The organism is Ferrimonas gelatinilytica, assembly GCF_039544205.1.
Lineage (GTDB): Bacteria > Pseudomonadota > Gammaproteobacteria > Enterobacterales > Shewanellaceae > Ferrimonas > Ferrimonas gelatinilytica.
Genome location: NZ_BAABLF010000004.1, coordinates 1 through 12,835, shown reverse-complemented (window position 1 = coordinate 12,835; position 12,835 = coordinate 1). Strand labels below are relative to the sequence as shown.

Below are 12,835 nucleotides of genomic sequence, written 5' to 3'. Positions count from 1 at the left end.
TTCCTTATTCTTTTTCTTGTTGTTCGAATCCGTACTCAGCCCACCGGGCGTCGACACGTTGTTTGATCGTTTCATCCATGACAATGGGCTCGCCCCACTCCCTGTCCGTTTCACCGGGCCACTTGTTGGTGGCATCCATCCCCATCTTGGAGCCAAGGCCGGCTACCGGTGACGCGAAATCGAGGTAGTCGATTGGGGTGTTTTCCACCATCACCGTATCCCGCGCAGGATCCATGCGGGTGGTGATGGCCCACATTACGTCGTTCCAGTCTCGGGCATTGACGTCGTCGTCGCAGACAATGATGAACTTGGTGTACATAAACTGACGCAGGAAGCTCCAGGCCCCCATCATGACGCGCTTGGCGTGGCCCGGGTACTGCTTCTTGATGGTGATCACCGCCATGCGGTAGGAACAACCCTCCGGCGGCAGGTAGAAATCCTCGATCTCTGGGTACTGCTTCTTGAGGATAGGTACGAACACCTCGTTGAGCGCGACCCCGAGCATCGCCGGCTCATCCGGCGGCCGACCGGTGTAGGTGCTGTGGTAGATGGCGTCTTTACGCATGGTCAGGTGGGTGACGGTCAGCACCGGGAAACGCTCGACTTCGTTGTAGTAACCGGTGTGATCCCCATAGGGGCCTTCATCCGCTTCCAACCCGGGTTCCAGGTAACCCTCCAGCACCATCTCGGCGGTGGCCGGGACTTGAAGTTCGTTGCTGACCGATTGCACGACTTCGGTGCGCTCGCCCCGTAGCAAACCGGCAAAAGCGTACTCGCTCATGCTATCCGGCACTGGTGTGACGGCACCGAGAATGGTGACGGGATCCGCCCCCAGAGCCACCGAGACCGGGTAACGTTCACCGGGGTGCTGGCGCTGAAACTCCTGGTAGTCGAGGGCGCCGCCGCGGTGGGCGAGCCAGCGCATGATCAGCTGATTTTTACCCAGCAGCTGTTGGCGGTAGATCCCCAGGTTCTGTCGCTTCTGGTTTGGTCCCTTGGTGATGGTTAAGCCCCAGGTCACCAGAGGGGCCACATCGCCGGGCCAACAATGCTGGATCGGCAGCTGGGTCAAGTCCACCTCATCGCCACTGAGCACGATCTCCTGGCAGGGCGCTTTCTTGACCACCTTGGGGGGCATGTTAAGGGCTTGCTTGAACATCGGCACCTTGGCGATGGCGTCCTTGAAGCCAGAGGGTGGCTCGGGCTCTTTCAGGAAAGCCAGCAACTCGCCAACCTGGCGCAGGGCTTTGGGATCCTCTTTGCCCAATGCCATGGCGACCCGCTTTGGGGTACCGAAGAGGTTGGCCAGAACCGGCATGGTGTGGCCCTTGGGGTTTTCAAACAGCAGGGCGGGGCCGCCATTGCGCAATACCCGGTCGCTGATCTCGGTCATCTCAAGGTGGGGATCCACCTCGGTGCTGATCCGCTTGAGTTCGCCATTGGCCTCGAGGTGCTCGATAAACTGGCGCAGATCCCTAAACTTCATGAATGTGTGGTCTCGTTAATGATGTGATGTCCATCTCAGTGCGGGCCATTATAACGAGCCGAATCGGGCTTGTCGTCGCCCTACCGGGCGGTGAGGCGCTGTCGGTGGGGAGGAGCAGATGAAGTGGGGTTTGATCGGGCTGGGTGTCCTGTTGCTCAGTGGACCCTCTGTCGCTGAGGTGGATTGGCATCTTGGCGTCCAATGGCACACCGGGCACCACTCCGGCTACCTGGGCCCACGGCCGATCTGGTATTACGGCGGCCGCTATCGACATGATCCCTTCTGGGGGCGCCACGACCCCTGGTTTGATCGCTATCGTCACGATCGCTATCGTCACGACCGTTATCACCACTATCGCTACCGTCGCCCGCAGGCTTATATCCTTCCTGACCCACCCAGACCGAGAGTGATACCACCTCCGGTGACGCTGAGGCAGGAGCAGGTGGCGGTGGGCAGTCGGGCAACGCTTCCGGCCAATGCCCGCACTCGGGTTGGGCCGGACGGGGTCCTGCATGAGTGGGAGGGAGTCTGTTACCGTTTGGACTGGGTTGAAGACCGTTACCTGGTTGCTGATTGCCCGGAGTAGGTCAGGTTGGCACTGAACAAAAACGCCCCGCTCGATTGAGCAGGGCGTTTGCAGGTGACGCCTGACGTTATTTGCTCTTAACGCGCTTCATCGCTTCGAAGAACTCGTCGTTGGTCTTGGTCATGGCCAGTTTGTCGATAAGGAACTCCATCGCCTCCACCTCTTGCATCGGGTTGAGGATCTTGCGCAGGATCCACATCTTCTGCAGCTCTTCGCTGCCAGCAAGCAGCTCTTCACGGCGAGTCCCGGAGCGGTTGAAGTCGATAGCCGGGAACACCCGACGCTCGGCGATCTTGCGGCTCAAGTGCAGTTCCATGTTACCGGTGCCCTTGAACTCTTCGTAGATCACTTCGTCCATCTTGGAGCCGGTGTCGATGAGTGCGGTGGCGATGATGGTCAGGCTACCGCCCTCTTCAACGTTCCGGGCGGCGCCGAAGAAGCGCTTGGGACGGTGCAGGGCGTTAGCGTCAACACCCCCGGTCAGTACCTTGCCGGAGCTGGGGATAACCGTGTTGTAGGCGCGTGCGAGACGGGTGATGGAGTCCAGCAGGATCACGACGTCTTTCTTGTGCTCTACCAGACGTTTGGCTTTCTCAATAACCATCTCCGCCACCTGGACGTGACGGGAAGCCGGCTCGTCGAAGGTGGAAGCAACCACTTCGCCTTTGACCAGGCGCTGCATCTCGGTCACCTCTTCCGGACGCTCATCGATCAGCAGCACCATGAGTTCACAGTCTGGGTGGTTGTGAGCGATGGATTGAGCGATGTTTTGCAGCAACAGCGTCTTACCGGCCTTGGGCGGAGCGACGATAAGGCCACGTTGACCTTTGCCGATGGGGCTGGCCAGGTCCAAGACCCGCGCAGTGATGTCCTCGGTTGAACCGTTACCACGCTCCATCCGCAGGCGATCATTGGCATGCAGCGGCGTCAGGTTTTCAAACAGGATCTTGTTGCGGGAGTTCTCCGGGCGGTCATAGTTGACCTCATTCACCTTGAGCAGGGCAAAGTAGCGCTCGCCATCTTTGGGCGGACGGATCTTGCCGGCAATGGTGTCACCGGTACGCAGGTTGAATCGGCGGATTTGGCTGGGGGACACATAGATGTCATCCGGGCCGGCCAGGTAGGAGGAATCCGCGCTGCGCAGGAAACCGAAGCCATCCTGTAGGATCTCCAGTACACCGTCGCCAAAGATGTCTTCGCCGCTTTTGGCATGTGCTTTGAGAATGGCAAACAGAATATCTTGCTTACGGGCTCGGGCCAGGTTTTCCAGCCCCATGGACTCTGCCAGGGCAACCAGCTCGGAGACCGGCATCTGTTTCAGTTCGGTAAGGTTCATAGGTGGGTCTTTTCGATCGGTTTTGCGCGCCGGCGTGGAGCGCGAACGTTTCACTGTCACTGTGAATGATTTGGGAGATAGGGGCCAAAAGGCCGAGAAATGTACTGGTTAAGAAAGTTAGCACCAATGCCTGGAGGCGTCCAGCGCTTTCTCCGGAGGGAAAAAAGGGTGGCAATGGCTGCCACCCTCTTGTGTCGACACACCTTTACAGATGGGCGTCGATGAACTCTTTGAGTTGGGTCTTAGATGCAGCGCCGACCTTGGTGGCGATCATCTCGCCGCCTTTAAACAGCAGCAGAGTCGGGATCCCACGAATGCCGTACTGCGCCGGGGTGCCACTGTTCTGATCGACATTCATTTTGCCGATGGTCAGCTTGCCTTCATATTCACCGGCCAGCTCGTCCAGAACGGGAGCAATCATTTTGCATGGGCCACACCACTCCGCCCAGAAATCGACCAGCACCGGTTGGGCGGCGTTCAGTACATCGCTTTCGAAGCTGTCATCGGACAGCGTAATCAGTTTTTCGCTCATTCTTTGCTCCAGATTTTATGTGTGACCGGTGAACCCTGAGGGCAGTGAAAGGATCATGGGGTCCAATTGGTCCACTTTCAAGGTGGGTGAAAACAGGTCGTTTCATGGCGATAATTTGACGGGATCTGTTTCCAATGGCAAGCGCATCCTATATGCTGCTTTCGTTATGACAAAGACCCATCTGACTGAAAAGAAATTCGCTGATTTTCCGCTGGCATCTTCTGTGGTTGATGCGCTGGCGAGCAGCGGTTTTCACTATTGCACGCCGATCCAGGCGTTGACGCTGCCGATTATCCTCGGTGGTAAAGATATCGCGGGCCAAGCCCAGACCGGAACCGGTAAAACCCTGGCGTTTTTGGTGGCGACGGTTCACGAGTTGCTGACCCGAGGTGCCCCGGAAAACCACGATGGTAAGAGCCCTCGTGCGTTGATCATGGCGCCGACCCGGGAGCTGGCGATACAGATCTGCAAAGATGCGGAGCCACTGGCGGCGGCGACCGGGCTGAAGCTCGGCCTGGCCTATGGTGGCGAAGGCTACGAAAGCCAACGTGAAACTCTGAGTAACGGTGTCGATATCCTGATCGGCACCACAGGTCGTCTGATCGATTACTTCAAGCAGGGTGTTTACAGCCTCGATGCGATCCAGGTGATGGTGCTTGATGAAGCCGACCGTATGTTCGACATGGGCTTTATCAAGGATATCCGCTACCTGTTTAGGCGCATGCCTGCACCCGCTCAACGACGTAATATGCTGTTCTCCGCTACCCTCTCTTTCAAGGTGCAGGAGCTGGCTTACGAGCATATGAACGAGCCGGAGCATGTACAGATTGAGCCGGAGCGTAAGACCGCTGAGCGAGTCGAGGAGGAGCTGTTCTACCCCTCTAACCGCGATAAGATGGCACTGCTGCTGACCCTGTTGGAGGAGGAGTGGCCCGATAAGGGGATCGTCTTCGCCAACACCAAGCACCGCTGTGAAGATATCTATGCCTGGATGGCCGCAGATGGCCATCGTGTGGGTTTGCTCTCTGGTGATGTGCCGCAGAAGAAGCGGGTCAAGATCCTTGAGCAGTTTAAAAGCGGTGAGATCGACTTTCTTGTTGCCACCGATGTGGCTGCACGAGGTCTGCACATTCCCGATGTCACTCACGTTTTCAACTACGATCTGCCCGATGATTGTGAGGACTATGTTCACCGTATCGGGCGGACAGGCCGTGCCGGTGCGACCGGTAAGTCGATCAGTTTTGCCTGCGAGCAGTACGCCATGAACCTGCCGGCCATTGAGGAATACATTGGCCACAGCATTCCCATGAGCGGTTACGATGCTGATGCCCTGCTGACCGATCTGCGCCGACCCAAGCGTCAGGCTCCGCGACAGCGTCGCCCTGGCGGCCAACGAGGTGATCGGCAGGGAGGCTCCCGCGGTGGGCGCCAACGCCGTCACGGCTGACGGGCTGGAACACAGCGGCCCGTTGCTGGCCGCTGTGACCCTCGGCTCCAATAGCTTTAACCTCTTGCTGGCCCGTCCGGGTCAGCCTCTCCCGACCATCATCGCCAAACATAAGCGCAAAGTTCGGCTGGCCCAGGGGCTGGGGCCGGATGGTTCTGTGTGTCCATCGGTCGAGGCGGGCGCCCTAGAGTGCCTCGCCTGGTTTGGCCAACTCCTTAAGCAGTATCGGCCTGTCGAAGTGGCGGTCTATGCCACCGCGGCGCTGCGTCAGTCGAAAGACCCGGCGGCATTCTGCCACCGTGGTCAGGCACTGCTTGGCCACCCCATCGAGATCATTTCGGGGGAGAGGGAGGCGACCTATATCTACCAGGGTATGCGGGCCACCACCGCCGTCGAGGGACGAGCTCTGGTTCTGGATATCGGTGGTGCCAGTACCGAACTGGTGATTGGAGATGCCTCTATCCGCTGCAAACACTCGCTGCCCTTGGGGGCTGTGCTCTATACCCAGCATTATTTCTCCGGTGGCGTCACGGCCACGGCGCTAGAGCAGGCAAAAGAGTCAGTTGCTCAGGCGCTAAAGCCGATACTGGCGGAGCTTCACGGCTGGGGCTGGGATGCGGCCCTCGGGATCTCCGGTACCTTCCGCAGCCTGTTCGAGCTGATCGCGAACCGGGGTTGGTCCGATACTGCGCTGACGCCGGCTTTACTGATGCGGGTTGAGCAGGAGTTGATTGCGCTGGGAAGCGGCGAACTGGATGACCTGGAGCCAGAGCGAGGGGCGACCTTTGCCGCTGGCGTGGCGATCCTCTCATCGTTGTTGGCAGAGCTGAAGATCAGCGCTGTCTTGCCCGCCGGCGGTGCCCTGAGAGAGGGGGTGCTGGTCGAGCTGGATCGACGGATCCGCTGACCACGACAAGAATACCGCCAATCTCTTCACACTTTCTTATTCCATTTGGGAATATTATCTGCTCGCTCCTTTGGGTATCCTGCCGGGCCTGATTATTGGAGTTCAATGCTCCGGCTTTATAAACTCAAACAATAAATTACGCTGTTAAGATGATTGCGCCGGCGATTTCGGCGAAAAGGTGAGTAGATTATGGATCTGTATGTCCTGGCGAATGTCATGGTGATGTTGCTGCTGTTTACGATGCTCTACAAGATGCAGCGTAACCATGTGAAATTTACCCGGCGTGTGTTTGTCGCACTCGGTCTGGGTATTGGGCTAGGGGCTGTGCTGCAACTGGTTTACGGTAGCGATAACGCGTCACTGCAGGCGTCCATTGAATATTTTGATATTGCCGGCCGTGGTTATGTTCAGTTGCTGCGGATGATCATCATTCCCCTGGTGATGGTGTCCATCATCAGTGCCATCCTGAAGCTCAAGGATGGGGAGTCCCTGGGGAAGATCAGTGCCCTGACCATAGGTATCCTGCTGGTGACTGTCGCGATAGCCGGGTTGATCGGCCTGGTAGTGTCTCACCTGTTTGGCCTTAGCGCCGAAGGTTTGGTTCATGGTGGCCGGGAAGCGGAGCGCGCGGCAGCCCTGCTGGCTCGTGAAGGAACGGCTGGGGGGATCTCCATTGCCAATACACTGGTTGAAATCATTCCCGCAAACCCCTTCCTGGATATGACCGGGGCCCGAGATACCTCCATCATCTCCGTGGTGATCTTCTCCGCTTTCATCGGCGTGGCCGCCCTGGGCGTCAACAAGAAGCAGCCGGAGTTGACCGAGAAGTTTGATGCTTTCATGCAAGTGGCGTACGCCATTGTGATGCGCATCGTGACCCTGGTTTTGCGCCTTACCCCCTACGGCGTACTGGCCCTGATGACTAAGGTCCTGGCCACCAGCAACTTCCAGGACATTCTCAACCTGTTCAATTTCGTACTGGCTTCCTACGTGGCGCTGGCACTGATGTTCGGTGTCCACCTGCTGATGATCTCGCTGGTGGGTGGTAATCCGATGACCTACATCAAGAAGGTCTGGCCGGTGCTGACCTTTGCGTTTACCAGCCGCTCAAGCGCTGCGACCATCCCGCTCAACATCCAAACCCAGACCCGTCAACTGGGCGTCTCTGATGGAGTGGCAAACTTTGCCGCTTCTTTCGGCGCCACCATTGGTCAAAACGGGTGTGCCGGTATCTATCCGGCGATGCTGGTGGTGATGGTCGCGCCGGTCATTGGACTGGACGTGATGAGTCTTGAATTCATCGCAACCTTGATCGCGGTTATCGTCGTCGGTTCTTTCGGTGTTGCCGGGGTTGGCGGTGGTGCCACCTTCGCCGCTCTGATCGTCTTTTCGGCCCTTGGCTTGCCCACTGAAGCGATCGCCTTGATTGGCTTGCTGATCTCAATCGAGCCCCTGATCGACATGGGGCGCACCGCGTTGAATGTTAATGGTGCCATCGCAACCGGTTTTGTCACCAGCCGCCTGTTGGGTCAAACCGATATGGAGGTGTTCAATGGCGAGCAGGACTTGGAACTGGATATGGAATCCGTATCCTAAGAGTTCATAGTGTGGTTCTCGAAGGCTGCCTGGGTGCAGCCTTCTCTCTTTTTTGCTAAGTGAGAAACTCAGATGCAGATCGTCATCATCGGGGCAGAAGCGGCAGGCATGAGTGCCGCCGCCAAGGCCCGTCGCACGGCGCCCGACGCCGATATAACTGTTTTTGAGCAGGGCAGTGTCGTCTCTTTCGGCGCTTGTGGCCTGCCCTATTTTGTCGGCGGCTTTTTTGATGACGCCAGCTACATGGCAGAGCGCAGCGTGGAGCAGTTCCGTGAGTCTGGTATCGATCTGCGCACTGCCCACCAGGTGCTGAAGGTCGACCCGGCTCGCAAGGCAATTACCGTACGGGACCTGTCCGAGGGTAGGGAGTTTGTTCAGCCCTACGACAAATTAATGGTCGCCACCGGCGCTTCCGTGGTTCGACCGCCCATAGAAGGTTTGGATCTGGAGCGGGTGCATTTTGTCAAAACACTGGAGGACGGTCTCACGCTGCGTCGATTGGCCGAGCGGAAGGAGTGCCAGGATGTCGTGGTGATCGGTGCGGGTTACATCGGCCTGGAGATGGTCGAAGCGCTGCATGAGCAGGGTAAGCGGGTACGCCTGATTGAGCTGGCTGAAAGGGTCCTGGCGGAGTCCTTTGATGAAGAGGTGTCCGAGCTGATCCAACAGGAACTGACCCGGAAGGGGATCGCCATGCATCTAGGCGAAAAGGTTCGCGCATTAAAGGGGCAATTGGCGGTTGAACAAGTGACCACTGATAAAGGCAGCTACCCGGCGGACCTGGTGATCGTGGCCACGGGTGTACGGCCAACGACGGCGTTTCTCGATGACAGTGGTCTGGATAGGCTGGAGAACGGCGCAATTGTGATTGATGACCAGGGTCGAAGCAGTGAGCCGGATATCTATGCCGCCGGAGATTGCGCCACGGTGTTCCACCGGATCCGCCAACAGCCGGTTTATATCCCACTGGCGACCACTGCCAATAAGTTGGGACGGCTAATCGGTGAGAATCTTTGTGGTGCCCAGAAACGTTTTCCCGGCACTTTAGGCAGTGCTGCAGTCAAGGTTCTGGGCGTTGAAGCGGGGCGCACCGGTGTGAGCGAGCAGGAAGCGAAAGCCTTGGGGCGCGATACCAAGACCGTAGTGATCAACGATAAAAACACCACTAATTACGTGCCGAACCAGCAGGATCTACGCATCAAGTTGATCTATGACGCCAAAACCAAAGTGATACTGGGAGGCCAGGTGGCCGGGGGGCTGGGAGCGGTGCTGCGAGTCGATACTTTGGCTGCGGCCATTCACGGTGGCATGACGACAGAGGATCTGGGAATGCTGGACCTCTGTTATGCACCTCCTTTTGCTCGAACCTGGGATGCGCTTAACGTGGCCGGGAATGTAGCCAAGTAAGGCGAGGTGACGACGTATATAGAGGTCCATCTCCCGAAACGACAGCAACGCCGGCACTAGGCCGGCGTTGTCATTACTGTCGTAGGAACCTGAATCTCAAAGGGACCCTACTTGGCACGGCCTCCAATCACCAAGGTACCGCTCTGGTTCTGGGACAGGTCGATAATGTTGACATTGGCTTTAGTCCGGGCGAATCGGTTAAGGCGATTTACTACCCGCTCATCATCGTTGTAACGCGCGGCGAAAAAGTTGATTGGCTCGTCGTTGCAGGCAATGCCTCGAGCGACGCTGCGATCATCGTAGCCGGAATACTTGATGGTGGTCATCATCTTGAGCGGTGTACCAGTTGCCGCAGCCATGCAGAGCTTGGTTTCCCGAGTGTTGTCGGCCGCAACAAACTCTGTAGCGGTAACCGCGCCGGAAGCCAGCAAAACAGAAGCAAAAATCACGGATTTCATCTTAACGATCCTTATTTGTCGGAATGCCTATCAAGCTTTGCCCATGAGGGGAAAAATGCTGTTAGGCAACTGTGTTTGGATGTAAGCGGGTAAGACGAGTGTGAATGGATGGATATCAAAAAGACCTTACTATCCATATGGGTGACGAAATCGGCCCTGTGACGTCAAACATAAGCATTCACACGCAGACACATATGGACATAACTTGAACGGGACAAATTCGCTTGATTCGGTCGCAAAGGCAAAGCCTCAGCCACGTGTCGGAGACCGTTGCTGGGCTCAGGCGTAAGACTCAGTCCGTGGGGGCATCAGTGGTTGTTCAGGGGATGCCGTTGCCGCTCACTGGGGCGGCTAAACCTATCTAGGCGACGAACGGTTTCCGTATTGGGGTTGTATTTGGCTGCAAACTGATTAAGTGACTGACCGTTGCATCGGATTCCCCGAGCGGCGGTTAAGTAGCCGAGGCCAACACGGCGTAGGGTACGGGTAAATTGGTTGGGGCTGTCTCAAGCGGCACTGAGACCGACGCGCGTTGCAGGCTGATTATCCTCTGCGATGAGTCTCACTGACTTCTTGTCCACAGAGGTTTCGGCAAAAGTGAGGGGGAAAGCCGGGACGGTGAGAAGCGCGACCAGCAGAGCAACAAAGTAGGAGCGGTTGACCATGGCGTTCACCTTTACGGCGACTCAGGCGGCATTACCTAAAGATCAAGGTTAGCAGTTGCCACTAAACGTTAATCGCGCATAAAAAGGCACGCCTGGAGGCGTGCCTTAGGGGGTTACTGACCGTATCGCTCCGCCAGGCTTCCAATTAGCCTTTATTGGGCCTGGAGGATCCGCAGCAGGTCCTGTTCTAACGTGGTCTCGGGAGATTCCACGATACGCCCAATCTCTTTCTGCTCTTGATGAACCAGGATAGAGGGGATCCGCTGGAAGTCGTACGAGGAGGAGAGACCCTCGGGGTCCGTGCGTGTACGATCGATACCGATGTAAGTGATCGTGAACGCCGGATTGTTCACCTCGTTCAGGATCTTGGCAAGGCGTGGTGTTTCCCGGTGGCAGTCAGGGCACCAAGTGCCCACAATCACGACGATCTCAGTGGGTGTGGTGATCTGTTTGAGTTGGGCGACCGCGTTTGCGTCCGGGACGTACGCCGCAAAGTTATCGTCATAACCTGGCTGCTGGCGCAGGTCATCGAAGCTAAGAATGCCGGTCAAAATCACTTCCTTCTTTTCTTCGTTTTGGGTGCAGGTGGCAAAGAGGCTGCCCTCGCTGGCTTCTTCAAAGCCACAGCCACCATTGTGTTCCGTTGCTAGGGCAGGGTTGAACATCAGAGGGCTGAGCAGGGCAGCCAAGACCGCTTTTTTCATCGATTTTCCTTAAAATTTCAGCGAGGCAGTAAGCCATGCATATGACCACGAAACTCAGCACGGGTGCGAACCGGTATGCAAAAGTGTGATCTAGCTGGTACTGAGCGTTTGAAGAGAATTACTCCGGCTTCAGCCAGCGCGCCACGTCTTTCGCAAAATAGGTCAACACCCCATCTGCGCCAGCACGCTTGAAGCAGAGCAGGGACTCAAGCACAACTTTGCGCTCATCCAGCCAGCCATTCTGACTGGCCGCCTTGAGCATGGCGTATTCACCGCTGACCTGGTAGGCGAAGGTGGGGACGCGAAGTTCACTCTTAACGCGGCGAACGATGTCCAGGTAGGGCATGCCGGGCTTGACCATCACCATGTCTGCGCCCTCCTCTATATCCATGGCCACTTCGTGGATAGCTTCATCGCTGTTGGCAGGATCCATCTGGTAGCTATGTTTGTTTCCAGAGCCGAGGTTGGCAGAGCTACCAACAGCGTCCCGGAATGGGCCGTAGAAGCTGGAGGAGTACTTGGCGGAATACGCCATGATCTGTGTATTGTGGTGTCCCGCCGCCTCCAGCGCGTCGCGGATGGCACCGATACGCCCATCCATCATGTCTGAAGGTGCAACGACATCAGCACCCGCTTCGGCGTGTGACAGGGCCTGCTTGACCAGCACCTCAGTGGTAACGTCATTGAGGATATAGCCTGATTCGTCAATGATTCCGTCTTGGCCATGGGTGGTAAAAGGGTCAAGAGCCACATCGGTGATCACGCCCAACTCAGGGAGCGCGCGTTTAAGTGCTCTGACCGCTTTCTGGGCCAGACCGTCTGGGTTGTATGCCTCTTCAGCTTGCAGCGATTTCAGTTCAGAGGGGGTTACCGGGAAGAGCGCCAGTGCAGGGATCCCTAAAGCGACCAGTTCTGCCGCCTCCTCTAATAGAAGGTCTATCGACAGACGCTCCACACCTGGCATGGAAGGAACGGTTTCGCGTCGACTATTACCCTCAAGCACAAAGACCGGGTAGATAAGGTCACTGCTGCTCAAAGTGTGCTCGGCAATCAGACGACGGGAGAACTCATGTTTGCGGATACGGCGGGGCCGGCGGCGGGGAAAGGTTCCTGATAGAGTCACGATACGCTCCTTGAATGGAATAAAGTTGCAGTGAGGTTCACTGCCGATGCCAGCATATTAGCAAAATGCTGTTGCGCTGAAATGTCGTGCATCACAAGAGAAACAATTGCAGGCCCGCCAAGGGTATGCCGACGTGAGGCGGTAATTGGTGGTCACGTTGACCATTTACACTTCGATCTTGTCTTTAGGTACGAACTTTTGTGGATAACTCTGTACATAAGCCGGTAGTTGCTGGGGGTTTGTGCGGTTGAAAGAAAACGACCGAAAACCTCTTGCGGCCGGGAAACTTCTCCCTATAATGCGCTCCCTGTCGACGGGGCACAGCGGGCCACTCAGTGAGAGGCTAAGCGGCGCCACCAAAGGGGTTTCGGCCCGATTGGTTAAAACCTAGACGGTTGGAGAGAAAGTTGAAAAACGGCCTTGACGACCACGGAGAACAGCGTAATATACGCCTCCTGCTTCGGCAACGAAGCCAAGCCCAATCGGGCTGCTCTTTAACAATTTGTCAGACAATCTGTGTGGGCACTCACGCAGGATTGAGAAATCATCATTTTCTCGATGCTACTGAGTGACTGCACAACATGCAGA

Annotated in this window: 11 protein-coding genes and 1 pseudogene; 5 read left to right on the top strand and 7 right to left on the bottom strand. The window is 56.8% G+C overall.

Features of this window, described 5'->3' with window-relative positions:
• Nucleotides 1-4: 4 nt before the first annotated feature.
• Nucleotides 5-1,486, bottom strand: a complete 1,482-nt coding sequence (ubiD, locus tag ABD997_RS01455; RefSeq protein ID WP_345315235.1) for a 4-hydroxy-3-polyprenylbenzoate decarboxylase — start codon at nt 1,484-1,486, stop codon at nt 5-7.
• A 118-nt stretch (nt 1,487-1,604) separates the two neighbouring features.
• On the opposite strand from ubiD, the gene ABD997_RS01450 reads away from it, so the two are divergent.
• Nucleotides 1,605-2,072, top strand: coding sequence for a hypothetical protein (locus ABD997_RS01450; protein ID WP_345315234.1), 468 nt, complete (start codon nt 1,605-1,607; stop codon nt 2,070-2,072).
• A 67-nt stretch (nt 2,073-2,139) separates the two neighbouring features.
• Here the strand turns inward: ABD997_RS01450 and rho are convergent, their stop codons facing one another.
• Nucleotides 2,140-3,408: a transcription termination factor Rho gene (rho, locus tag ABD997_RS01445; RefSeq protein WP_345315233.1), complete on the bottom strand. Its 1,269-nt coding sequence runs from the start codon at nt 3,406-3,408 to the stop codon at nt 2,140-2,142.
• Nucleotides 3,409-3,613: 205 nt separating this feature from the next.
• Nucleotides 3,614-3,940: a thioredoxin TrxA gene (trxA, locus tag ABD997_RS01440; RefSeq protein WP_345315232.1), complete on the bottom strand. Its 327-nt coding sequence runs from the start codon at nt 3,938-3,940 to the stop codon at nt 3,614-3,616.
• 166 nt (nt 3,941-4,106) lie between these two features.
• On the opposite strand from trxA, the gene rhlB reads away from it, so the two are divergent.
• The 4 genes from rhlB to ABD997_RS01420 all read left to right on the top strand — a co-directional run bounded on the left by rhlB (nt 4,107) and on the right by ABD997_RS01420 (nt 9,297).
• Nucleotides 4,107-5,387 carry an ATP-dependent RNA helicase RhlB gene (gene rhlB, locus ABD997_RS01435; protein ID WP_345315231.1) on the top strand — a complete coding sequence of 427 codons (1,281 nt, stop codon included), beginning with the start codon at nt 4,107-4,109 and terminating at the stop codon, nt 5,385-5,387.
• Nucleotides 5,362-6,294: a Ppx/GppA phosphatase family protein gene (locus tag ABD997_RS01430; protein ID WP_345315230.1), complete on the top strand. Its 933-nt coding sequence runs from the start codon at nt 5,362-5,364 to the stop codon at nt 6,292-6,294. The genes rhlB and ABD997_RS01430 overlap by 26 nt, the downstream gene beginning before the upstream one ends.
• A 189-nt stretch (nt 6,295-6,483) precedes the next feature.
• The gene (locus ABD997_RS01425; RefSeq protein ID WP_345315229.1) at nt 6,484-7,890 is read left to right on the top strand and encodes an L-cystine transporter; all 1,407 of its coding nucleotides are present in this window, start codon (nt 6,484-6,486) and stop codon (nt 7,888-7,890) included.
• 72 nt (nt 7,891-7,962) lie between these two features.
• The gene (locus ABD997_RS01420; RefSeq protein WP_345315228.1) at nt 7,963-9,297 is read left to right on the top strand and encodes a CoA-disulfide reductase; all 1,335 of its coding nucleotides are present in this window, start codon (nt 7,963-7,965) and stop codon (nt 9,295-9,297) included.
• Nucleotides 9,298-9,404: 107 nt separating this feature from the next.
• Here ABD997_RS01420 and ABD997_RS01415 read toward each other — a convergent pair whose 3' ends face one another.
• From ABD997_RS01415 to hemB, 4 genes and pseudogenes are all read right to left on the bottom strand, one after another.
• Complete coding sequence (locus tag ABD997_RS01415) at nt 9,405-9,755, bottom strand: DUF3718 domain-containing protein (protein ID WP_345315227.1); 351 nt, start codon at nt 9,753-9,755, stop codon at nt 9,405-9,407.
• Nucleotides 9,756-10,063: 308 nt separating this feature from the next.
• A pseudogene (locus tag ABD997_RS14955) lies at nt 10,064-10,249 on the bottom strand (hypothetical protein); the annotation flags it as partial.
• Between the two features lie 323 nt (nt 10,250-10,572).
• Nucleotides 10,573-11,124, bottom strand: a complete 552-nt coding sequence (locus tag ABD997_RS01410; protein ID WP_345315226.1) for a thioredoxin family protein — start codon at nt 11,122-11,124, stop codon at nt 10,573-10,575.
• A 118-nt stretch (nt 11,125-11,242) separates the two neighbouring features.
• A complete protein-coding gene (gene hemB / locus ABD997_RS01405) occupies nt 11,243-12,247 on the bottom strand; it encodes a porphobilinogen synthase (RefSeq protein WP_425557024.1) in 1,005 nt (334 codons plus the stop codon).
• Nucleotides 12,248-12,835 lie beyond the last annotated feature (588 nt).

Coding starts and splice junctions, on each gene's coding strand:
- ABD997_RS01450 (WP_345315234.1), top strand. CDS start 1,605: ATGAAGTGGGGTTTGATCGGGCTGGGTGTCCTGTTGCTCAGTGGACCC.
- rho (WP_345315233.1), bottom strand. CDS start 3,408: ATGAACCTTACCGAACTGAAACAGATGCCGGTCTCCGAGCTGGTTGCC.
- ABD997_RS01415 (WP_345315227.1), bottom strand. CDS start 9,755: ATGAAATCCGTGATTTTTGCTTCTGTTTTGCTGGCTTCCGGCGCGGTT.
- ubiD (WP_345315235.1), bottom strand. CDS start 1,486: ATGAAGTTTAGGGATCTGCGCCAGTTTATCGAGCACCTCGAGGCCAAT.
- ABD997_RS01425 (WP_345315229.1), top strand. CDS start 6,484: ATGGATCTGTATGTCCTGGCGAATGTCATGGTGATGTTGCTGCTGTTT.
- ABD997_RS01410 (WP_345315226.1), bottom strand. CDS start 11,124: ATGAAAAAAGCGGTCTTGGCTGCCCTGCTCAGCCCTCTGATGTTCAAC.
- ABD997_RS01420 (WP_345315228.1), top strand. CDS start 7,963: ATGCAGATCGTCATCATCGGGGCAGAAGCGGCAGGCATGAGTGCCGCC.
- trxA (WP_345315232.1), bottom strand. CDS start 3,940: ATGAGCGAAAAACTGATTACGCTGTCCGATGACAGCTTCGAAAGCGAT.
- rhlB (WP_345315231.1), top strand. CDS start 4,107: ATGACAAAGACCCATCTGACTGAAAAGAAATTCGCTGATTTTCCGCTG.